17 protein-coding genes and 1 pseudogene are annotated in these 23772 nt (G+C 48.3%); 12 read left to right on the top strand and 6 right to left on the bottom strand.

The annotated features are described in order from the left end of the window. Positions 1 to 4 precede the first annotated feature (4 nt). The 4 genes from A8F97_RS07840 to A8F97_RS07825 are packed head-to-tail and all read left to right on the top strand — an operon-like array spanning position 5 to position 2683. Positions 5 to 673: a hypothetical protein gene (locus tag A8F97_RS07840; protein ID WP_033071451.1), complete on the top strand. Its 669-nt coding sequence runs from the start codon at positions 5 to 7 to the stop codon at positions 671 to 673. Between the two features lies 1 nt (position 674). Then, complete coding sequence (locus A8F97_RS07835; protein WP_033071452.1) at positions 675 to 1055, top strand: hypothetical protein; 381 nt, start codon at positions 675 to 677, stop codon at positions 1053 to 1055. Next, positions 1055 to 1330 (top strand): hypothetical protein, encoded by a 276-nt coding sequence (locus tag A8F97_RS07830; protein ID WP_033071453.1) that lies wholly within the window; start codon positions 1055 to 1057, stop codon positions 1328 to 1330. The genes A8F97_RS07835 and A8F97_RS07830 overlap by 1 nt, the downstream gene beginning before the upstream one ends. Before the next feature lie 12 nt (positions 1331 to 1342). Beyond that, positions 1343 to 2683, top strand: coding sequence for a hypothetical protein (locus tag A8F97_RS07825; protein WP_183042261.1), 1341 nt, complete (start codon positions 1343 to 1345; stop codon positions 2681 to 2683). Positions 2684 to 2725: 42 nt separating this feature from the next. Here the strand turns inward: A8F97_RS07825 and A8F97_RS07820 are convergent, their stop codons facing one another. Then, positions 2726 to 3061, bottom strand: a complete 336-nt coding sequence (locus A8F97_RS07820) for a hypothetical protein (protein ID WP_127087902.1) — start codon at positions 3059 to 3061, stop codon at positions 2726 to 2728. 19 nt (positions 3062 to 3080) lie between these two features. Beyond that, the gene (locus A8F97_RS07815; RefSeq protein WP_033071455.1) at positions 3081 to 3503 is read right to left on the bottom strand and encodes a hypothetical protein; all 423 of its coding nucleotides are present in this window, start codon (positions 3501 to 3503) and stop codon (positions 3081 to 3083) included. Positions 3504 to 3739: 236 nt separating this feature from the next. Here A8F97_RS07815 and A8F97_RS07810 point away from each other — a divergent pair, with 236 nt between their 5' ends. Next, a complete protein-coding gene (locus A8F97_RS07810) occupies positions 3740 to 11044 on the top strand; it encodes an LPD38 domain-containing protein (protein WP_050512657.1) in 7305 nt (2434 codons plus the stop codon). Between the two features lie 5 nt (positions 11045 to 11049). Here A8F97_RS07810 and A8F97_RS07805 read toward each other — a convergent pair whose 3' ends face one another. Beyond that, positions 11050 to 11262 (bottom strand): hypothetical protein, encoded by a 213-nt coding sequence (locus A8F97_RS07805; protein ID WP_069704173.1) that lies wholly within the window; start codon positions 11260 to 11262, stop codon positions 11050 to 11052. Between the two features lie 174 nt (positions 11263 to 11436). Here A8F97_RS07805 and A8F97_RS23095 point away from each other — a divergent pair. Further along, positions 11437 to 11616 (top strand): annotated as a pseudogene (locus tag A8F97_RS23095) (NADP-dependent isocitrate dehydrogenase); the annotation flags it as partial. A 121-nt stretch (positions 11617 to 11737) separates the two neighbouring features. Here A8F97_RS23095 and A8F97_RS07795 read toward each other — a convergent pair. From A8F97_RS07795 to A8F97_RS07785, 3 genes are all read right to left on the bottom strand, one after another. Beyond that, positions 11738 to 12844: a 4Fe-4S binding protein gene (locus A8F97_RS07795; protein ID WP_033071457.1), complete on the bottom strand. Its 1107-nt coding sequence runs from the start codon at positions 12842 to 12844 to the stop codon at positions 11738 to 11740. Positions 12845 to 13314: 470 nt separating this feature from the next. Continuing rightward, entirely contained in the window at positions 13315 to 13665 is a 351-nt protein-coding gene (locus A8F97_RS07790; protein ID WP_033071458.1) for a Mor transcription activator family protein, read from the bottom strand. A gap of 491 nt (positions 13666 to 14156) precedes the next feature. Beyond that, on the bottom strand, positions 14157 to 14891 hold the full coding sequence (locus A8F97_RS07785; RefSeq protein ID WP_005968919.1) for an XRE family transcriptional regulator: 735 nt from the start codon (positions 14889 to 14891) through the stop codon (positions 14157 to 14159). Positions 14892 to 15286: 395 nt separating this feature from the next. Here A8F97_RS07785 and A8F97_RS07780 point away from each other — a divergent pair, with 395 nt between their 5' ends. From A8F97_RS07780 to ugpB, 6 genes are all read left to right on the top strand, one after another. Continuing rightward, complete coding sequence (locus A8F97_RS07780) at positions 15287 to 15544, top strand: hypothetical protein (protein ID WP_014699806.1); 258 nt, start codon at positions 15287 to 15289, stop codon at positions 15542 to 15544. 383 nt (positions 15545 to 15927) lie between these two features. After that, positions 15928 to 18096 carry a sensor domain-containing phosphodiesterase gene (locus A8F97_RS07770; RefSeq protein WP_015730407.1) on the top strand — a complete coding sequence of 723 codons (2169 nt, stop codon included), beginning with the start codon at positions 15928 to 15930 and terminating at the stop codon, positions 18094 to 18096. 149 nt (positions 18097 to 18245) lie between these two features. Continuing rightward, on the top strand, positions 18246 to 19991 hold the full coding sequence (locus tag A8F97_RS07765) for a sensor histidine kinase (protein ID WP_033071459.1): 1746 nt from the start codon (positions 18246 to 18248) through the stop codon (positions 19989 to 19991). Beyond that, positions 19988 to 20737 carry a LytR/AlgR family response regulator transcription factor gene (locus A8F97_RS07760; protein WP_015730408.1) on the top strand — a complete coding sequence of 250 codons (750 nt, stop codon included), beginning with the start codon at positions 19988 to 19990 and terminating at the stop codon, positions 20735 to 20737. The genes A8F97_RS07765 and A8F97_RS07760 overlap by 4 nt, the downstream gene beginning before the upstream one ends. A 184-nt stretch (positions 20738 to 20921) precedes the next feature. Continuing rightward, entirely contained in the window at positions 20922 to 22145 is a 1224-nt protein-coding gene (locus A8F97_RS07755; RefSeq protein WP_033071460.1) for an L-lactate MFS transporter, read from the top strand. Between the two features lie 279 nt (positions 22146 to 22424). Continuing rightward, on the top strand, positions 22425 to 23762 hold the full coding sequence (ugpB, locus tag A8F97_RS07750; RefSeq protein WP_082218622.1) for a sn-glycerol-3-phosphate ABC transporter substrate-binding protein UgpB: 1338 nt from the start codon (positions 22425 to 22427) through the stop codon (positions 23760 to 23762). Positions 23763 to 23772: the final 10 nt, after the last annotated feature.

Here is a 23772-nt window from a genome sequence, read left to right as displayed (position 1 = left end):
ATATGTGGGAAAAGGTGGCGGTGGCAGTACAGAGGTTAAGGAAACATCCCAGCAAGCGGCGGCGGCTGGTGTCGCGCGGCAACAATGGGATCTCTACCAGAACGAGCTGAAACCCTATGAAAACTTGTTCATGGATAAGGTAGAAGGGCTTAACGATCAGCAGAAGTACGACGGCATTGCTGGCGATGTCAATCTGGGCTATCAACAACAGTTTGGTCAGGCCAGACGGCAAGCGGCCGATGGCCTTGCATCGATAGGTGTCGATCCCAGCAGCGGTAAGTTCCAGTCAACGCTTAAGGATGTGGCGACCGATCAAGTAGCTGGCTCAATTGATGCGACGAACCGTTCCCAGACCGACCAGCAGAATAAGTATGTTGCCGGTTTGCAAGATGTTCAGGCAATGGGCGCGGGGCAAAAAGCGGAGGCGATGCAAGGCTATCAGGGGATCGCGGCAGCGTCGCAGCAGAAAGCGATTTCGGATGCACAGAGTTCCCTTTCCAAACAGCAGGCTAGTAAAGGGTTGATTGGAACCATTGGTGGTGCGCTGGTTAGTCAGGGGCTATCTAGCTTACCAAAGAGTACGCCAACGCCAACAGGTGGCAGCTCCAGCGGTGTATTTGGGGTTTCTGATACGCCATTTATGAGTACAAATTTTAGAAATATTGGGGGATAGGATGGGCTACGCATCGGATACGTTCGCTGACGTTACGCGCAAACAATATGCCGACTGGCAGCAGCGATACTTCCCAAAGCTACAAGGCCTGATGGATTTATCAACCAGTGGGCAACTGATGAACAACCAGTTGGTTCGGGCAGATGCGACGCAGCAACAGGCGCTGAATACGGCAACCGTCGGTTCTGCTAATCAGCAGGCTCGTTATGGGGCAACTCAACAAATAAATCAAAATGATAACAGCCTTGGACTTAAATCTGCACTCGCCGCCGCAGGGGCGAAAAACGGTATTCGTGATGCAGAAACGGATCGGCAGATGAGCATCTTGACCGGCGGTTCTACTGGGCTGCGCGAACTTCTCAAAATTGGGAGTGAAACATAATGGGATACGGCCTAATTGATATTGCTGCGCAGACGCGCCAGCAGGGTTTACAGGGTATGCAGCAGGCGGCAGAGCTGGAGCAGCAACGTGAGTCGGCTAACGAACAGCTTAAGACCCAACAGAAGCAGGCCGCCAACCAGATGAAAGGTACGATGGCCGGAATGGGGGCGATGGGTGGCGCTGCGATGGGGGCCTCTTATGGTGCATGGGGGGGACCAATCGGTGCAGGGATTGGCGCGGCGGTGGGTTTAGTCGCGGGTTCATTGTTTTCATAATTAGGGGGCACTATGGCAGATGTAAGAGGACTAGCAGACGGCTTTCTTGCCGGATTCAACACGATGGACAATGCATTACAGCGACGTGAAGAGTCAGAGCTACGGCGCTTGCAGGTTCAGCAACAGCAGCAAAATGAAGATCGGCGTTTTGGATTGGCACAGGCGCAGTTTGATTACGGTAAAGAAACTGGACTGCGTGATCATCAACGTCAGCTTGGGCGGGATAAGAAGCAGGATGAGCAGTGGGGATTAAGCCATGCTCTAAATGCGAAAAATGCCGATCGGTCATACGCTCTGCAAGCGCAGAGTAATAATCTGGCGCAACAGCGATTTAATTTTCAGGTGAATGAGCAGAAGCGGCAACAGCGTATTCAAGATGAAATGCCTGTTATCAAAATGTTTGCGGAACAGTTGGATAAGACTGGGGATGTTGATCCCGAATTGCTTAAGCAAATATCATCCGATAATCCATTACACCCTAAGCGATTTATTGGTGATAAAGCGATTAAGAACGTGACGGAAATCAATCGCATCATGCCAGCCGTTCTCAATGGCGATATGGACTATAACGATCCGGCGGCTATCCGCGTGATGAATGGCGTATTATCCGCTCGTATACAACGTGGCATTGGTGATAAGGACGTGGAGACGGGTAAGACGATTACATCCAAAGAACTTGCCCACATTGGATTAACGGAAGATGGTCGGGGCGTCATTCCAACCTTAAAAGTGACGTATAACGATGGCTCTACCGCGCTAAAACCCATGACCCGTTTTGGTTCGACAGACCCTAACGACACCATTGCACCAATTGCACTGCCTCGTCTAATGGAAGAGTTTAGAGGCTACAGTCAGATGGTCGGTCAGCTAAATTATGGCGGCCGGGCGAAGTTTCTTAACGAAATGGTTAACCCGCCAGATAAGGCGGCAGTTCGTGAAGAAGCCCGTGGGATGCGTAAAGACTTGCTGGATGTTGGCAAGGCGAGAGCAAAAGCATTGTCCGATCCAATGGCGCAAGATCCGCAGACTGCCGCGGGGATTAATGCGCAGTTTGATCAGTTGGAACAGCAGGTGAAAGATTCATATGGGCAGTCTCAGCAGCAACCGAAAGCACAAGGTAGCAGTGGGGTGCAGCAATGGGCTGGTGGCGATCCAGATAAGCAGGCATTTGCCCAAGCTGCGCTTGCTTCTGGTCAGTTGAATGGAGATGTAACAAACAAAGAGTTGGATGACAACTATGCTATCGCCAAAAAAGCGCAGGCTCAGCAACAGAATAGCCAAACTGCCCAGCAGCTACGTAAACGTAATCAGGCGGATCCTCCAGCATATCCGCCGTATTATACTGGGAAGTAAATGGTGAATGCCCCGACCTGTGATTAGTTTCGGGGCTTTTGATTATTTCAACCACGGATTATTTTTGTTGTCATCATGGTTACTGGCTTGTAACTCTGACACGCTTTCCCCTTTTTTATCCTGCTTTATTGTGCAATAAAAAACGTATGCAGCGAGAAATGCAAATGTGAAGTTTGGCGTTGTATGCACGGCTAAAAATGGTTGCCATTCAATAAAATGAACGGTGAAAAATAAATTAGGAATGGCAACGATAGTGGAAAGGATGATGGATAAAACCAACCCAGCGCCGTTGTTTTTTTTGAAAAGAATTTTCTTTATTAGTGTGCCGGAAATAGCAATGAAAAATATCACGATAAAATAGTTAATAAGGTTTAGCATCGTGTTCTCAACCCCTAAGTTATTCACAAATTTCTTTACTAAAGAATAGTGAGTGAATTTCTCCATCCTTATCCATTGCTACTAAGTTAATCGTACCCTTGTTATCGTATAGGATAGATTTGTTATCTGAACTACAGTATTCAACTTTAAGGCCATCACGCAACGTGTTTTTCATATCACGATAGGAGTCAAATAACTCTGAGAATGATGAGCGGAATATGTAAAACTTAGATATAACCCTATATTGAGGTTCAACAACAGTCTTCAGGGAAATAAACGGGCCATAATCTTTTGGTAAGATTTTATTGTTCATTTCAACTATTATTTTTAATTGATAAGATTCCCAGAATTTATTTATTGACTGCTCATCAAGAGATGATGCAGTTGCTGTAAATGAAAAAAGCAGCATTGATAATGCGGCAGCACATTTTACCATTCCCATTAACGACAATCCTTTTTTGTCTATTCTTTATCAAATTTATTATTTTTTCAGTGTGGTGCGGGTGACATCTAAGATCGCTAAGTCAGATGACACTTGTGAATTCATCTTAACATAATCTCAGTGCTTGCAGGTAAGAACACTTCCCATAAGGGAACTTACGCGCTAAATTCCCCAAAGATACCAAGCCTCGCCTTAAAAAGCGGGGCTTTTTTTTGCCCTAAATTCTGGAGTCCGTGATGGTTTACGATCCACAACAGCAGCGCCCCGAACAGCAATTGACGAATAGCAACCGCCAGGCCCTCAATATTCAGCAGCCGGATGAACAGCAGCAATCTGCGGCAGCAGCCAATCCATATCAGCAGTTTTTCGCATCAGGTGGGTGGAACAAGCCGGTTGTCGAACCAAAATCGACTTGGGGTGATGATCTCAAGGCGCTGGCGGCAGCCCCTTTTAACATGGTAGCGAGTGTGGGGCAGTTATTCAAAGCAGACAAACAGGCGTTGGAAGATAGAGAGGTGGAGTTCAGAAGAGACGCAATGGCTAGAGGGATGAAACTCCCGTTCAGTGAGGATGAAGAAAAGTTCATACGGGAGTGGGGTGGCAATCCTCTTGATACTATAGGAACAAAGGTGATTATAGGTGCTGGCGATCTGGCTGAAAGTGCCGCCAAATCTATTTTGGACTCTCGAACCGAAGGTGCAAAGCAGGCGGCGGCTTTGGATTTTGCAACACTTGATCGAGACAGTAACGGCAATGTCACGGGTGCCAGCGTGGGTGAAGGGACATTCAATGCTAGCTCATGGATGCAAAATGCAATTCCTAGTATAGCGACTATGATGACATCCGGTTTGTTATCAAAAATGTCAGCCAAAGCTGCTACGAAAATTGCAGAGCGGGCGACCTTCAACCGCCTTAGTAAAACCATGCCAGAAGAGGCCGCCCGGCAGATTGCCAAAGAAACCGCCGATCGTGCCGCAGTCGTTGCAGGGAAAACGACATTTGTTGGCGCTATGTCAGCAACCGCACAGGGTCAGGGCGGTATCGACATGCGGGAGCAGATCAACAACCTGCCATTCAATGAGTTGATGGAAAGCCCCACGTTTCAATCTGCATTCAGTGCCGTCGATGCCAGCCCCAGCAATGCCCATATGTCCGATACCCAAAAATTAGAATTAGCTCGCAGTCAGGTAGCCGAACAGGCCGCAAGTGCTGTAACTGCCGATCCCCGTCTGTTAGCTGTCAATATTGCTGCATCAATACTGGGTGACCATATCTTGTTGAAGCTGTTAACTCAGAAAAGCGCATCAGGGATTTTATCTGGCATGGCGACAGGGGCTGTGGCTGAAGGCGTTACTGAATTTGCTCAGGGTGCGACGCAACGGTATGCACAGAATGAACAATTGATTGACACTGCAGGGCAAAAAATCGATCCGATGAAAGATGTCTTAGAGATCGGCCTTAATAATGCAGTGGTTGGCGCTGGCATGGGGAGCTCTATCGGTGCTGTCGGCGGTATGCGCGGTCGTAATAACCACTCAACATCGGAACCGAATCCGAACATCGATACCAATCCGGCAACAGAGCAGCAATCGTCAACGCAGGTCGATGTACCCGAATGGCAGTCTTCAGAACAACCCTCTTCCGATGGCTCTGGTTCGTCTATTCCTGTCGTGAAAATGGGAGAAGATTCACCACCTCCAGGTTATGATGGCGAGTGGCGTGATGGCGGTCCCGTGATATCTGTTACTCAGGGGGCTGATAACTCACAATTCAATCCTGAAAATGTTGCTGGCACGCCGCAAAGTCGTATCGATGAGTTTCGTGATACACCAGCCTACCTCCGGCAAGATCCACGTGTTCAGGGGTTTGCTGAAGACAGTGATGTGCAACAAGCCTTATCTGAGCAGCAACCAGCCCCAACCGCAGAGCAACTGATTCGCCAGCAGATTGAGCAGGGCGATCAGGGGTATTCGCCGCAAGAGTTGGAGGCATTGGAGCAGGCTGAAAGCATTATCGCCGCGCGTCGTCCACGCCTTCCCGCACCCGGTCAAACTTCGGTGATTGCTATGCCCGGCGACGTTCGCGCCCCCATTGGTGATGATGCGCAAGCAGGAATTGGCCCACAATTTGATGCAGGGCAGCAGGTGCGCGGGCAAGAATTCATTCCTGCTGAGCGGCCACCGGCTATCAATGAGGTTGGCCGTGCCAGTCAGACATATGACAGTGAGGCTGTGCCAATCAACGCCATTGAGAATAAAAATATTATTTTCTCTGGTTCGCCGACTATCGACGAAGGCCAGACGGCACAGTCGCCGCAGTTTACTGAAGGGGAAACACACAGCCAGCGGCAGGCACGGGAATTTAGTGATGCGATGGGCGTTAACGATCAGGCCGCATTGCCCGATCAGAGCCATCGCGTCGGCGGTGTGCCCGTTGATGCGCAAACGGAAGCCTACGCGCGAGGGGAGCCGGTAGGAGAGTTGGAACTGTTTGCTCCGGGCAGGCCCTATTCCAGCGAACGAGTGGCCAAGGCCAGTAAATGGGGGAAGATGCCAGGCGCAGAAATTGAGTCGGTTGGGGAGGGTTACGGTGTGCGTTTGCCGTCAAAACCTAAAGGTGATGGACAGCCTGCCAGTCAGCGTACAGATCTCGTGGCCAGCGAACCTGAAGCGGCGCTCGGAGAATTGAAACTCTACGCGCCCGACAAACCTTACTCCAGTGAAAGAGTGGCAAAAGCCTCTCGCTGGGGAAAAATGCCTGGCGCCACGATTGAAAAAGTTGACGGTGGCTATGCGGTGCGGTTACCTGCACCCAGGCAATCAAAACCGTATTATTCTCGACAGGTAAATCGCAATGATGGACTTACCGTTCCTGAGACCCGCCGCATTGCCGATGATTTTGTGCGCGAGTACAATGGCAATATTCCATTAGATATTCGGGTATATGCCCGACAGGAGGATGCTTATGGCCCGCAAGCAACGCGAGAAAACGTCGGCAGAATCAAGGGTGCGTATCATGCCGCCGGAGAAGGAAGGATCGTACTTAACGCTGCCAGCATTCGTGACGCGGGCGACGGGAGAAGAACACTCCGTCACGAAGTGCTTGGCCACTATGGGCTCAACACCTTTAAGCCAGCGGATAAAAGACTGGTTCTTGATGCGATTCTTAAAGCACGGCAAGACCCAAAATTCCGAACGCTCTGGGAACAAATAGACAAACATTACAGCGATAAATCTGATTCTGTTCAGGCCGAAGAAGTCTTTGCTCATGCTGCTGAACTTGAGCGTGGCGAACGAGGTTCCCGTACTCGCCGCCGCGTTATCCCTGCCTCTGTTTTACACGCTTTCCAGATGGCGCTGCGCCATAGTGGTTTGGTTAAAGGGCCGATGAAAATCAGCGAGCTTTACGATGCAGTGGATGCGGTCGCTGATGGTATTCGTAATGGCCGACGAAAGCAGCAGACCTTTCCTAAAACCGATCAGGATCAGTTCCGACGGGACAATAAACACAAGCAAAACGCCTCCAAATCTGGGGGCGTTTCTGTTTCTGGTGCTGATATCGGCGGCGGCAACATCATTTACGATGGTAGCTTTAGCCGTGATGGCAGTAAGCCAGAAAGCGGTATGTCGCGCGACCGCGTACAGTTGGCCGCCGATGGGTTTGTCTCCCACCTTAACGGAGCGGCCAAAATTAAAGTGAAAGCGGTGCAGACGCAGGCCGAAGCCGCCGCGATGATGCCTAACGGCATTTCTGCGGAATTCGGCACAGTTCATGCCATTTACCAGCCAGAGTTGAGCCGTGTGATTGTCATCGCGGACAACATCGCAAACGCCCGTGAACTACGTGCCAAGTTGCGTCATGAAGTGATTGCGCACCATGGCTTAGCGTCAGTGATTGGCGATGTGGAATACGACCGCATCATGCGTGTGCTACACCAGACGCGGGACAGCCAGAATAAAACCATTCAGGATGTTTGGCAGCAGGTTGAGCAATCCTATGGGCAAGAGTCACTAGAAACGCAGGCGAATGAGTTTTTGGCGCACATGGCGGAGCGTACCGAGCTAACGAAGTTGGGTGGTGTGTGGGATCGTTTCGTTACGCTGTTGACCAATGCGCTGCGCAAAGCTGGTGTGCTTAACCCTATGGATATCACGCCAGCGGAGATCAGCAACATTCTGCGCACCATCACCGGCCGCTTCCAGAAAACGGCGATGTATGCCAACGAGCAGCCAGGCACCCGCGAGTTCGATAACACTTTCTCGCGCACCGATGCGCTGTACTCAAAAGCGGATGAGGATGTTGACCCTCTGCGGCCATTATCGCAGGAGGCGGAACAGTACCGCGCCGATCTTGACCGAGCTATGCGGTCGTTGAAGTCTGGTGAGATTAATATTGGATTGGGTCGAACCCCCGCCGTATTGCTTGCAACGGGAGCACCAGATTTGCCTATGGCTATATCACGAGATGTCGTGAGGAAAGCAAGTAATGGCATCAAACATGATGTACCGATGGATGTTATTTCACGATTACCAGAGCTTCTCCACGATCCAGAGGCTGTGTTCGAGTCGAAGACTCAGAACAATGGAGCTGCTGTATTACTAAACGCTAAAGATAGCTCAGGGCGGCAGGTGATGGCCGCAGTTCATATGCAGGTGCAATCAGGACGTTTAATTATTAACCGCATTGCCAGTGTGTATGGACGGGATGCTAAACAGTACCAAGGCTGGATCGAGGAAGGGTTGCTGCGTTATCGAAGGGTGAAAAAGAAAAACCCTGATAACCCTCATTCACAGGGGCTCCAATTGCCCAAGGAGGAGCGTTCTTATCAGGGTTCTAAACCCGAATCCGGTACGACCCAAGGGCTGCAATTGCCCCAGCGTGGTTCTCCGGATCAAGGTTCAAGTAAAAATATACTCTCTTCTGCCGACATCCGCAAGAATAAGACGCTGTACTCCCGCTCTGGCAATCCAGCACTGGACGCCGAAACCAGCCGCAAAATGGGCTTCAACGTCGAAAAAGGCTGGTTTGATAAAGCCAAAGACTTCTACCAGATGGCTGCCGACAGCGATCGGACGGAACTGAAGCAGTGGTGGCAAGAAACCTTCCGTAAGCTGAACACCAAGACCTTTGACGGGCTTGCCCCATTAAAATATGCCGAAGATGCGGTGGGTAAATCTGATGCGATGGTTTCCGGCTACACGGCGGCGCGTATGTCAGCAGGTGCAGGCTCGGTGACATCGGCAGTTCTTGAACATGGCCTGGTGCGCTATAACAAGAAAGAGGGGATTACTGAACGCATTCCGGGTACAGGTAAGGCTGATTCTTTGATGGGCATTCTGGACGGGCTCGGTAACCACCGTGAAAACTTCCTCAAGTGGATCGCCGGCCACCGCTCTGAGCGCCTCATGTCCGAGGGCAAAGAGAATAATTTTACCGCTGATGAGGTTGCCTACATGAAATCGCTGAACCATGGGAATGAGCAACTGTTTGCCGATCAAAAGATAAAATACGATGCGTTTATCAAGTCCATCATCGATCTACAGCAGGACATGGGGTTGATTGATGCGAATAGCCGAGCGACATGGGAGGATGCCTGGTATCTGCCGTATTACCGTGAAGCAGAAAACGGCGAAACACACGGCCCGTGGACGACACGCGGCATTGCCAACCAGAGCAGCACCATCCGTAAACTGAAAGGCTCCGACCTCACTATCAAAGACCCGATTGAAAACCTGTTCAACTACGTTGCTAAGTCGGTTGATGCGTCGATGAAGAACGAGGCTATGCGCCGTTCTGTCACGAATCTGGCCGATACTGGGGTCATCGATATTATCGATAGCCCCAACGAGATGGATTACCAACGCCTAAAGAAAGACACAGTGAAGGTATTTGTTGATGGCAAAGAGCAACTGGCTCGCGTCAATGATCCCGACCTTTATCGCGCTTTCACTATGATTGATCTGGAACGTAGCAATTCTCTGTTCATGCGAGCTGCACGGCAGGCCAAGCGCGTGTTGACCATCGGCACCACATCTATGCCTGATTTCATTATTCGCAACTTCATGCGTGATGCCGTCCATTCATGGGCGATCAATAAAGATGGCTTCAAGTCCGCGATTTCCTCATGGCAGGGGCTGAAAAAGGCGATGCGCACAGATGATACGCTGGTTGATATGATGTTTGCCGGCGCTACGTTTGGTGGTGGCTATTCCAATGTTTACGATCCGGCGGGTACAGCTTCCAGCATCCGTAAGGTGCTGCGGCGTAAAGGTTATCACGACAGCCAGATCCGAGAATTTGAATCATCGATTGTGCGCAATAGCAAAGAGGTGATGGATAAAATCGGAGCTGGGCTGAGCAAATATCAGAAGGTTAGTGAAGGGGCAGAGAATGCGAACCGTATCGCGACTTACGATGCGGCGCTAAAGGCAGGAAAGAGCAAGGCACAGGCTGCCTTTGAATCTCGCGATCTGATGGATTTCAGTATGCAGGGATCGAGCAGTGTTGTTATCGCGCTATCTGATATGGTTCCCTTCTTCAATGCACGCTTGCAGGGTATGAGCAAACTTGGGCGCGCCATTAAAGCCGATCCGCGTGAAGTGTTGAAACGTGGTGGTTACATAGCGGGTTTATCACTGGCGTTGCTGGCGATGAACTGGGGCGATGAACGCTATGAAGAGCTACCTGATTGGGATAAAGACGCCTACTGGCATGCATGGATTGGCGATCAGCATTTTCGCATCCCTAAACCGTTTGAGATCGGTTTGATGTTCGGCACTCTGCCAGAGCGTTTTACTCGAGCGCTCGGCGGTGAGGACACTCCTGGGAAATTTGGGAAAGTGGTAGCACGTAACTTCTTTGAAACGATGGCATTCAACCCGATACCGCAGGTGACGCGCCCCATTCTGGAAGCGTTCGTGAATTACGACTTCTTCAAAGGTGGCCCGATTGAGAACATGGCTGATAGCAACGTCATTGCCGGAGCGCGTTATAACGACCAAACCACGCTGTTGATGCGCGAAATAGGCGGTGCGATGAATCTTTCTCCTAAAATGATGGATCACATCATTACCGGATATACCGGCACGCTAGGTTCATACATTCTCGGCGCGACGAATATTATCATGCGTAACATGGGTGATAACGGTGCGTCGCCGTCGATGCGGCTGGATGAAATGCCTGTCATCAAGGCGTTCGCCCGTGGGGCCGATCCGGCGAAATCCACCCAGTTCACTGAGGACTTCTACCGCATGATGACGGAAGCCAACCAGATAAACAGCACGATTAATGATTATCGGAAGCAGGGGAAACTGGGTGAGGCTAATGAGTTGCTGCAAGACAACCGTGAAAAACTATCGCAGCGCAAGGTATTCACGGCAACACAAAAGCAGGTGAAGCAACTCAACGACCAAATCGAGCTAACCCGGATTGATCGCATCTTAACGGCAGACCAGAAGCGAGAGCGTATTGATCGCCTGATGGGTAAGCGGAATAAACTGGTTCAGCAGACCGTGAAGCGGATACATCCGTATTTTGACTAATCAGATTACCTCAGCCAACTCCTGATGCACATAATGAGTGTCAGGAGTAACAGAAAGCCGGTAATACCGATAATGATGCTGGTCGTGCTATCCAGGTGCATGCGAGATTTGCTGGTTATCAGGCACGCGCCAATGATAAATGGCACTGAGAAAGCGGGATACACCAGCACCATAACGGCAGCAAGGATCAGGAAAATAATGAAGGCAGTAGATGGCATGCTATTAGTCCGTTAAATTTGTTAAGAGGTGAAATTGCAGGCAATTTCTGGGGGAAGGTATTCAGTAAAATACAAAGTAGCTCACTGTTTTCTATCGATATTTATCTTAACGAAAACGATGCTACCCAATGCGCTATTTTGTATTTTTCTTTATATGATTCATTATGTTGTGGTTTATCTTTCAATCTACTGCTGCGTCACCTGCAATGGTTCGAAGCGGCTGACCTGATTGTTAAGGGCGTTGAAGGCGCGATCAAGAACAAGACCGTGACTTACGATTTCGAACGTCTGATGGAAGGCGCTAAGCTGCGGAAATGTAGCGAGTTTGCGCAGGACATCATTGATAACATGTAATCTGCTGTTCAGTGTAGATTAACAATAGGGGCCAGATTCGGCCCCTTATTTTTGTGCTAAAAATCTTTCCCCAAAACTCTCCTGTTTTGTATTAATCCCCGTTGACCCTATCCGCCATTTATTAATGGCTAATGTTCTGTGAATCGGGAATGAGTCGGAAATACATATGCTCGGGAATCGGGCTGTCCCAGCCGCCGGTATACATCGCAAAGCCGATCATGCCGAAAAGGATACCGAGTACCAGTACGGTCATCGTAATACCGGACAACGCGGTTTGTCGCCATAGCGGTTTGGCTGTGGAACTGTCTTTTTCCTGCGATCCTGATGGTTTCATCAGTGAGAAGTGGAGCGTCGATGTCACCGGGCAGGATTCGACGCAGGTCATGCAGGCTGTGCATTCTGCGGTTCTTACCTGAATCAGTTTATCCACTGGGATGTTAGACGGGCAGGCCTTAGCACACTTGCCACAGTCAATACAGCTAGTGGCATTACGACGAATTTTGAAGGGAGACAGCAGCGAAAATACGCCTAAAAGTGCGCCGTAGGGACAAAGGTAGCGGCACCAGAAATGGCGAATAAACAGGCTGGCAAACATAAAAAGAAAGACACAGGCCAGCGTAATGGTGCCGACATTGCGGAAGAAGCCGAGCATTTTAACGTCAGCGATCAAACCGTAGGGTGACATCAGGAACATATAAATGCCCTGTGCTGGCATTGATAACGCAATGTAGAGAAAAAAACTTAATAATAGATATTTCAGGCTACGCAACGGAATGTCTAGCCACTTCGGAAGAATGAAGTGGCGGCCAAACAGTTTTTTCCCCAGTATACCGACCCACTCGGATAACGTACCGATAGGGCACAGCCAAGAACAAAATGATTTCTTCAGTAACAGGCTGGTGAGAATAAAGGCGAGAAGTAACAGCATTGATGCAAGGTGGATAGGGGGAAGATTGCCCGTTTCCCATGTGAACTTAACGTTCATTAATCCTGCAATCGGTAGCCAGCCCTCAATACCGCCAGGTCTCGATATATAAAGACTTGTGCCGCCAGTTTCAAAGTAGCGTACCCAAAAATAAAAAGTGATGCCGATATAGATGTTGATCGCCAGCAGCAGAAATTGTATTGCTCTGCGCCAGGTCAGGGCGTTGCGCCAGTCGTTCCAAGGGAGTTTGCCGCCAGTTGTTCCGGGGCGACGTTGCCACCGTTTCCTTGCTTTCTCACTCATTGCTCTCAATTGCCCCTATTTATTTTTTCACTCGGTGCTTTCAACACACCGAAGGGATCGTGGGGCAACGTTATCATGCTCTCAGTGGTTAAAAATTGATTTGTGCATTGTAAATGCATGTTTCTGGTTTTTTTAGCTGATTGATTTACATAAGGAGATGGGAAGTCGTGTGCTTGTCATAGCCTGATTGAATATCGTACTAAAAGAGGGGGGGATTAAGGTTAAAGGTGGTAATAGGATGAGTACAAAATGCACTCATCCTATTAATTACCTTCCGGTATTGTCTTTGAGTATATATTTAATATTTCAAACAGCGTGTGTTGGCTGGTGTTAGCGCATCGAAATCTCTTGCTGCATTTGCCTCAATTCGGATTGATATAAGTTATATTTTATTAAAATAAGAAATTATTATTGTTATTAAATTATCTGCTTTTATTATCTCCTGAGTTTTTAATTTATGGCCTTTTGCATTACTCCTGCATTTGTTGTTTTGCCTGCAACTCATCTTTTCTCATGGTCCTGACAATTTTATAAATCCATTGCAGCGAGACATTATATTTCTTCGCCAGAGCGCTATGATTGCGGCCATCAAATTCTTCATAGATTTGAAGATCGCGTTGAGAGGCACGCCAGGAAATTCCCATCGGGAAATAAACGTTTTGTCCACCCCATACGCTCATCATATGTTTGGCAACGGCATTACCGACCAGTTCGGCGGTTTGTAGATCCAACTCTGTGACGTTTTTGACCGTATCGGCAACGTGTTGGGAAAGCTCGACCAGAAGTTCGGGACCTTTACTGCGAAATTGTGGCTCAGTCATAAATCACCTTATCCTTAAAGAAAATAATTACTGCTTATGTGAGAGTTCGAGTATTGGTATCTTGAGGGATAACAACCGCGCTATGTGTTCATTTAAAACTATAGTTGTTGTTGTGTCAACATCTTTAGTTTTAATTTGGGTTGTTTTTGGTTGTAAAGCGAAATGGCGGTCTGCGGGCTATACACTAAAAAAGTTCGATGAAGGGGTAAAAAAATCCCGCCATAGGGCGGGAAAGCAACACATAGACAGGAGGAATAACACAACATCAACAAGGGGTGATGAAACAATAGCACGATGATTGTATAAAACTGTGACGTGTGGGTAAGGTTATCTGGGTGAGGGTAAACGTTTTTTAGTGGTAAAATTTTTATTGGTAGGGCTGTTATTGATAAGACGGCTATCAATAAAATGAGGCCGGCATCTGTATCAATCAACCGGCTTTGGGGAGAGGAAAAGAACGCGCTATGGCGTGGGATACCGCCAGTATCGGGTTATAACAGGACCGAATACCAGAATACGCGACCAATGATTTCGACCTCTGATTCGTCGGTCTCTTCATCGGTATCTCGATTAAAACTGTGAATGACGAGAAGGCCGCCTGGTTTGCGGTAAAGTTGTTTGATTCGCTTGAGCTTATCGTTACCGCCTCCTTCCTGAGCGATGGCGTACAGTTTTCCATCAATGATGCGCTTGTTGTTGGTATCAACGGCGACGGTGGTGCCATCCGGGATGATGGGCTCCATGCTGTCACCCGCTGCCGGGAAACAAAGAACACCTGAACCATCGGTATTGGCACCGACTTTGCGCAGTGTAGCTTTGGAAAAACGGAGCTTAAAGCCGTTATAATCCTCGCTTTGAATGCGCCCATCGCCGCAGGCAAACTCAATATCTTTTAAAAAAGGCACTTCAACCTCGTCCTTTGATAGTTCTGTCGTGCTGTCCCAAGCTGATACAGTGCCCCATTCTGATGTTGGTGGAATGCTCGATTCCTGAAGTGATCGAACCACCCTGTCGCTACGCATCGGGCCTTCGCCATTTGCCAGCCATTCAGGGCGAATATGGAGGGCATTGGAAAGCTCAACAATTTTAGTTGTCTGTGACGCTTTTCCCCCCTCTATCTTCTGTATGGCGGCCTGAGAGACGCCAACCATGTCGCCAAGTGCTTTTTGACTAAGCCCTTGTGAAGTTCTGACTGTTTTTAATCGTTCTGCAAGTGTCGTTTTCATTTGGTCAATGTACAACCTTAGTTGTCGTTTATCAAGTGAGTATTAATCTGTTTTAAAAAAACCAAAGTAATGTCGCGTTGAGGCACGTGTGATGTGATCGCAAATACAACCATGGAACAATTAAAGTTGTTGTTTCACAAAAGGAGTCCACGTGAATGTGTGGGATAACATCAAAATAAACGCTATCGTCTGATCATCAAAAATCCTAATAAATGTCAGGCGGTCATAGTATTGTCTTATTCTATCCTCTGATTTGACTTAAACCTGTGTGTCATTTGATCTAAATCACAATCTGGCCGTAACCATTTTGCTCTTATGGAAATCCCGCTGTGGGAAATATAACCAATGAAATCGTTTTATTAAGCATGCGCATGACTGCGTGTCGCGGAGGATGTATGTCTGTAATTCGCACGTGTTTAAGTCTGTTTGGTGGTGATACGGTAATTGTCCGGTGTGCTAATACGTTTGAAGTCAAAATGAGCAATAGTGAGCAGGAAACAATGACGGAAGATAATAACGATATGCAGGGGGCTATTTGCCGTTATGCTGAAGGTGAAGTGTATTTAACTGTCCCTTACACAGGGGTTTGGGATGTCGTTATTAGAGCAAAGAATGACACCCCTGAGCATTCAATAACCTATTTTCCCGCTTGATGATTCTTTGGTTGGTTATATTCTGTTAATAACTTGATACCATATTGTCGCTATTCGGTAATGAGTATTTGAATATGCCAACCTTCATCTGTCTTTTTTGTCCTCATCACTCTACGTTGTGAGTACATCGATATTTTTCTATTTCGCTTTTCATCTATCATCTTAATTGATGCTTCTACTTGTTATTATTAATGATTTGAAGGGATGATCGAGTTCGGATCTTTTGCCATACTCAACACTCAGGCACTACTTGGCGAGAGAAAGGGTCTTGGTTTACTCACGTTGGCCTGGTTGCTCTTATCGTGCTCATTGCTGCAACATTTTGGATTTACAGCTAACCTTTTTTCTAACCTGAACATGAATACGATGGGAGGGGGGAACCCATGAGTCGTGCCCCAATAAGCAAAGATGAAGATAAACGTCTTGCTGCTCTTCGTGAGTATGGAATTAAGAACGCACTATTCGATCCGAGTCTGAGCAACCTGATTAGTCTGGCTGCCAACATTTTTAACGCGCCCATCGTTTTAGTCTCGTTGGTGGAAGCTGAGCGCCAATTGTTTGCCGCCAGCGTAGGGGTTCCTTTTTGCGAAACACCACGCGATATCTCCTTTTGCGCCCATACGATCTTGAAGAAAAAGATCATGGTGGTGCCTGATGCACTCAAGGATGTGCGATTCAAAAATAATCCGCTGGTTGTGGGAATTCCCTATATCCGTTTTTATGCCGGGATACCCTTAATTACCTCGTCTGGGCATGCCATTGGCACGTTATGTATTATTGATTTGAAGCCTAGAGCAGCATTCACCAAGCGTGATGAGCACAATTTGCAGGATCTGGCATCACTGGTCATGGACAAGCTGGAAATGCGGCGTCTGGAATTGGCGCGTAAGGCCAGTCAGGTGCGTTTTGAAAATATCGCTAATACCTCGCCAGATACGATTTTATGCGTTAACGAGAAGGGAATGATTACCTTCTGGAATGCAGCCGCAGAGAAGATGCTGGAATACCGCGACGATGAAATTATCGGCCAAAATATTAATCGCATCGTACCTGATGCCTTTATCGTGCAGCTTAACCATCTGGTCACTGACCGTGATTCCCTGATGAAAGGGGTGACGCTGGAGCTGAACGTACAAGCCAAAAGCGGTAGCCTGGTTCCGGTTGAATTGTCGGTTTCTATGTGGGAAGACAACGACAATGTTAGCTATGGCGCGATATTGCGCGACATTACCGAGCGTCGCCGCAACGAAGAGCGGCTGTTTTTACTGGCGCACATGGACCCACTGACGGGGTTGGCAAACCGGACATTATTAACATCAAATCTGGAAACCGCGCTCAAGAATGAGCCTGCAGTCTGCATCATGATGGTCGATCTGGACGGATTTAAAGATGTTAATGACAGTCTGGGGCACTCTAGCGGCGATGATATTTTGGTGCACGTTGCCAAAAAAATAAAAGCGACGGTTCGTTCCGGTGATGTAGTCGCGAGAATGGGCGGAGATGAATTTGCGCTGCTGTTTCCGGGTCTGAGTGATAAAAAAGTTGCAGGTAAAATTGCCGAACAAATTATCCATGAAATTTCGCAGGCAATGATTATTGACGATCACCAAATCAATATTAGTGCCAGCATTGGTGCTGTGCTGTACCCGGAATATGGCGTCACTGTGCAGGATCTTTTGACCAGTGCAGATTTAGCTCTGTATCAGGCGAAATCTGAAGGTCGGAACTGTTATCGTTTTTTCACGCGCGAACTACTTGAAGTCTTTCAGGCTAAGCATGCCTTCCAGTTAGAGTTTGTACGAGCTTATGAGCAACATGAATTTGAAATGTTCTATCAACCACAGGTAAAACTGGCAACAAATGAGATTGTTGGTGCGGAGGCATTGTTACGCTGGCGTCACCCAGAGAGAGGGCTACTTGGGCCTGCAGCATTTCTTACCGCACTGGAAAATGGCCCGTGGGCGGAACGAGTAGGGGATTGGATCGTAGAAACGGCCTGTCGGCAAGCGGCAGAGTGGTGTCAGGTTAGCAACAGCTATTTTCGTATCAGCATTAATCTTTTCAGCGCGCAGTTTCGTACAGGCATGTTGGCGCAAAAGATTATGGGTGCCCTCGCTCGTACCGGGTTACAGCCAAGCTCGCTGGAACTGGAGATCACGGAAAATATCATTCTGCGTTACGATGAAAATATGTTACAGCCATTGAAAACGCTGCGTGATGCGGGGATCGGGATTGCCTTTGATGACTATGGGACGGGCTATGCGTCTCTCAGTATGCTGAAAAATTACCCGGTGACTCGGCTTAAGATCGATCAAACCTTTGTCAGGACCATGTGTGAGTCTCCGCCGGATGCGGCGATTGTCAGAGCAATTCTCTATCTTGGGAAAAGTTTCGGTCTCGGCGTGATTGCAGAAGGGGTTGAGACTTTGGAGCAGAGTGAACGACTGCGAGGCAAAGGGTGTGAAGAAGCACAGGGATATCTGTTCGGGCATCCGATGCCCGCAGAAGAGTTTACCCAGCTACTAAAATTGAATAAGCCAATAGACGTGTAAATTGTTGTGCTACAGCCATCTTTCCTAAAAGCCAGCGTTTGCTGGCTTTTATACGTTTACACATAGTCGAGTGGTTAACAGACTAAAAAGTGGAATATAGATCACATTTTTCCTATAGTGCAGGCTCGTAACCCAGTACCGGATGTCCCGTGCACGAAATATTTGAGATGCTCCTCGCAGTCTTTGACCGCGCCGCCTTGATGCTGATTTGCCTGTTCTTCCTCACTAGGACGCGCCAGTTCCGGCAATTGCTGCAAAAAGAGCAACATTCGCCGAGAGAGCGGGTGACGGTGACGGCCATCTTTTCACTGTTTGCGCTGTTCGGCACGTATTCTGGCATTAATGTTGAAGGATCGCTCGTCAACGTGCGCGTGATTGCGGTGATGTCCGGCGGAATCCTTTTTGGCCCTTGGGTCGGTATCGCGACTGGCATCATTGCGGGAGCGCACCGTTATTTAATTGATATTGACGGCATTACCTCAATACCTTGCCTGATTACCAGCATCATCGCGGGTATCACTTCCGGCTACATCAATAAGAAAGTCAAAAAAGAGCAGCAATGGAGCATCGGGATTCTGGGCGGAATGCTGTGTGAGTCGTTAACGATGCTGCTGGTTGTGGCGTGGGCGACGCCGATCGAACTAGGGTTGGATATTGTTTCAAAAATTGCGGTGCCGATGATTCTTGGCTCTGTGTGTATTGGCCTGATCGTGTTACTAGTACAGAGTGTGGCGAATGAAAAAGAGGTGATTGCCGCCAGACAAGCCAAACTCGCGCTGGATATTGCACACAAGACACTGCCGTATTTCCGCAACATTAACAGTGATTCACTGACGGCCATTTGTAGAATTATTCGTACTGAAATTAATGCGGACGCGGTGGCAATAACAAACACGCAGCACATTCAGGCTTACGTGGGGATTGGGGAAGATAAATATAATATCGGCCACGACATTATTAGCCCGATGACACAGCAGGCGATTCATGATGGGAAAATCATCATTAAAAATAATGATGAGCAGCATCTAACGCCGGAAATCCATTCGATGATTGTCATCCCGCTATGGGAGCACGGGCAAGTGACGGGCACATTGAAAATCTATTACCGCCACGCCCATAAAATAACCTATTCGTTACGTGTGATGGCCGTCGGTTTATCACAAATTATGTCAACGCAAATTGAAGTCTCCCGCACAGAACAACTGCGTGATATGGCAAATAAAGCGGAACTGAGGGCGTTGCAAAGCAAGATCAATCCGCACTTTCTTTTTAATGCACTAAATGCGATCTCCTCATCTATTCGTATTAATCCTGATACGGCGCGCCAGTTGGTGATCAATCTGTCCCGCTATTTGCGCTATAACCTCGAACTCAACGATGATGCGCTGATCGATATAAAGAAAGAGCTATACCAAATTCAAGATTATATCGCGATTGAGCAGGCGCGATTTGGTGACAAGTTAACAGTGATTTACGATATTGACGACGATTTAGCGTATAAAATTCCTAGCTTATTAATTCAGCCTCTGGTGGAAAACGCGATTGTTCATGGTATTCAGCCTTGCCGAGGCAAAGGAACCGTGGTGCTGTCCGTGAAGGAACAGGGCGACAAACTGCTCGTCGCGGTAAAAGACACCGGGCATGGCATTAGTCAGGAAACGATGGATCGTGTTGCGCGCAACGAGCTGCCGGGGAATAAGATTGGCCTGCTGAATGTCCATCATCGGGTGCGTTTGCTTTATGGTGATGGTCTGCGTATTCGCCGTTTGGAACCCGGAACCGAGATTTATTTCTACATCCCGCGAGCAGATAAAACACCGTCGGCATTGCCAGATAGCATTCAGGTGCCAGCCTCGACCTATTCTGCTGCTGAACACCGAGGAGGAAACCCATGAAAGCCATTATTGTTGAAGATGAGTTCCTCGCGCAGCAGGAGCTGAGTTACCTCATCAAACAGCACAGTAATATTACGATTGAGGCGACATTTGATGACGGGTTGGATGTCCTGAAGTATCTGCAACATAACGACGTCGATGCGATCTTTTTGGATATCAATATTCCGTCGTTAGACGGCGTTTGGTTGGCGCAAAATATCAGCAAATTCGCACACAAGCCTTACATCATTTTTATTACGGCGTACAAAGAACATGCGGTCGAAGCTTTTGAAGTCGAGGCCTTCGATTACATTCTCAAGCCGTATCATGAATCTCGCATCATCACGATGTTGCGTAAGCTGGAAGCGACCTGGCAACAGCGGCAAATTGCACCGACTGCTGAAACAGGCGCGCATATGGGGGCACCCAGAGGCGCACAGCAAACGATTAATTTAATGAAAGACGAGCGGATTATTGTCACGGATATTAATAATATCTACTACGCTGCCGCACAGGAAAAGGTCACGCTGGTGTATACCCGGCGTGAGGAATTCATCATGCCGATGAATATTACGGAGTTTTGTAGCCGCCTGCCGGAAGACTATTTCTTCCGCTGTCATCGCTCTTACTGTGTCAACCTGACGAAAATCCGTGAAATTGTGCCCTGGTTTAACAATACCTATATCCTGCGATTGAACGATCTGGATTTTGAAGTTCCGGTCAGCCGGAGCAAGATAAAGGATTTCAGGTCATTGATGCGCCTTTAAAGGCATTTCATTCCGCATTTCAGGCATCTCATTCCCCATTCGATCAACCACTGTCAGCCCGCTTGTATACTGGCTTCAGCCCATAAGCTGACAGTGTTTTTGATGGATTTTTTCTTCTCCACATCAGCTTATATTTTTAGCGTGCCGAGTGAATCGGACCCATTTTTGATGTAGGGGAAAGCCCATGAATACTAAACCTGTTAATCGGGGATTGATTGTCCTCGGTACGATTATTACCCAAATGGGACTCGGTACGATTTACACCTGGAGCCTATTCAACCAGCCGCTGGTGGACAAATTCGGCTGGGCACTAAGTTCCGTGGCGACAACGTTTTCAATTACCAGTTTCTGTCTGGCATTTGCAACACTGTTTGCCGGTAAGTTTCAGGAGCGTATTGGCCTGCGCCGCTTGACCATGATCGCAGGTATCGCGCTGGGTGCGGGTCTGATGGCGAGCGCGGTTAGCCCATCGCTGACGCTGATTTATCTGCTAATGGGTGTTGTTGTCGGTTTTGCTGATGGCACAGCTTACATCACGACGCTATCCAATTTGATTAAATGGTTCCCTAACCGCAAAGGGCTGATCGCGGGTATTTCGGTTGGCGCATTCGGTACAGGAAGCCTGTTGTTCAAATATGTAAACAGCTTTTTGATTGCCGAAGTGGGCGTGTCTGAAGCCTTTTTCTACTGGGGAATTATCGTTATGGCGATGATTCTGGTCGGGAGTTCCTTGCTGAAAGAGCCTGCTCCAGTGCCAGTACAGCAGGCTGCGCTTCAGGGGCAGGCGCGTGATTTCTCGCTGGCCGAGATGTTAGCAACCAAAGAATCGTATTTGCTGTTTATTATCTTCTTCACCGCATGCATGAGCGGTCTGTATTTGATCGGTATTGTGAAAGATATTGGTGTGCAGATGGCCGGAATGGATATGGCGACGGCGGCGAATGCGGTGTCTGCGATTGCGATTTTTAATACCGTTGGGCGTATTGTGCTTGGGGCGCTTTCCGATAATGTCGGACGTATGCGAGTGATTAGCTTTACGCTGTTTGTGACTATTCTTGCCGTGTCCGTGATGACCTTTCTGCCGCTTAGTCCAATTCTGTTCTTTACCTGTGTCAGCGCGATAGCCTTCTGCTTTGGTGGCAATATCACGGTATTCCCAGCGATTGTCGGCGACTTCTTTGGCCTGAAAAATCACAGCAAAAACTACGGTGTAATTTATCAGGGATTCGGTATCGGCGCGTTGTCTGGCTCGTTTATCGCCGCACAACTCGGGGGCTTCCATGCCACATTTATGGCAATCATCATTATGTCTATTATCTCGCTGCTGATTACCCTGTGGGTCAAACCTCCTAAGCATCAGCCTGTTGCTGCCTCAATGCATGCGGACATGGCACATGCACAAAGTTAATAAAATCCCACGCTAACAGAATATCGCGCTGGGCGACCACACACCGCTCAGCGTAACGTGTTTCCTCTTTCTTGCCACATAACTCCTTTTATTTACCGGCCGAAATATCGCGATACAGTTCACTACCTTCACCGTCATCCACGTGTCACAGGCGAACCCTAGCGTCGTTATCGGTACGTCTTTTTCTGAAGCGGGCTTCCTTAAAAGCAACTGTTCTTAAAAATAACTTTCCTTAAAAACGACTTTCCTTAAAAACAAAGAGTAACCGGAGAAAACACCATGATGATTCGGTTTAGGTTCATATCTGTTTTTTTGATGTTGTTGAGTATGGTTTTGCTCGTCCCTCTGTCTGCCAGAGCGGCGGTTGAACTGACATTCTGGCATGGCATGGATAGCAACCTGAACACGGAATTAATACGGCTGGTTAATCGGTTTAATGAATCTCAGACGACGTATCATGTTGAACCTATCTACAAAGGCAGCTATGAGCAGACGCTGGCTGCGGGTATTGCCGCTTATCGTACTGGTAACGCGCCGGATATTTTGCAAGTTTATGATGTCGGTACGCCGAATATGATACACAGCGGGGCGATTGTCCCAGTGTATGATTTGTTTAAGCAGGTCGGTATCGACAATGATGAAAAGGCCTTTCTGCCTGCGGTGGCGCTGTTTTATAGCGACAGCCAAACCGGGCATCTGATTTCCCAGCCGTTCAACAGTTCAACCCCCGTTCTCTACTATAACAAAGATGCTTTTATCAAAGCGGGGCTCGATCCCGATAAGCCACCCCGAACGTGGAATGAGCTGGCGTATGATGCGGCGCGACTACGTCAAAGTGGGATGACATGTGGCTATACGAATGCGGGGCAGCAGGGCTGGATATTGCTGGAAGCGTTTAGCGTGTGGAACGGACTGCCGATCGCGACAAAAAACAATGGGTTCGACGGTGTCGATACACATTTGCTGGTGAACGGCCCGTTGCAGGTCGCACATATCAACCAGCTTGCGGAGATGATGAAGAAGAAGGAATTCAGCTATTTCGGTCGCAATGATGAAGGGACTACACGTTTTTATAACGGCGATTGCGGCATATTGACGACCTCATCGGGTGGGCTACGAAAGATTCAAAACTATGCCAAATTTCATTACGGTGTAGGCATGTTGCCTTACAGCGAAGAAGCTAAGGGGGCACCGCAAAATACGTTTATCGGAGGGGCGAGTCTCTGGGTTATGAAAGGGAAAACGGCATCGCATTATCAAGGGATTGCTGAATTCTTGCATTTCCTGACGCTGCCGGAAAATGCCGCCGAATGGCATCAGATGACGGGCTATCTGCCAGTGACACAAGCTGCTTACGATCTGACGCGCGGGCAGGGGTTTTATGCCCGATATCCCGGCAGTGATGTTGCCATGAAACAGATAACCAATAAGCCACCATTGCCTTATACACGCGGATTTCGATTAGGCAATATGCCGCAAATTCGCACTATCATGGACGAAGAGTTAGAGAAGGTCTGGGCTGAGCAGGAAACGCCGCAGCAGGCGTTAGACAATGTCGTTTCGCGTGGCGACCTTCTGTTGCAGCATTTTGCGCAGTCGGTTGCCCGTCATTCGTGATATTTCCCGT

Origin of the sequence: Pectobacterium parmentieri, assembly GCF_001742145.1 — a bacterium.
GTDB lineage: Bacteria > Pseudomonadota > Gammaproteobacteria > Enterobacterales > Enterobacteriaceae > Pectobacterium > Pectobacterium parmentieri.
The sequence above is the reverse complement of the archived record's forward strand: the minus strand, read 5'-3'. Positions and strand labels throughout refer to the sequence as shown.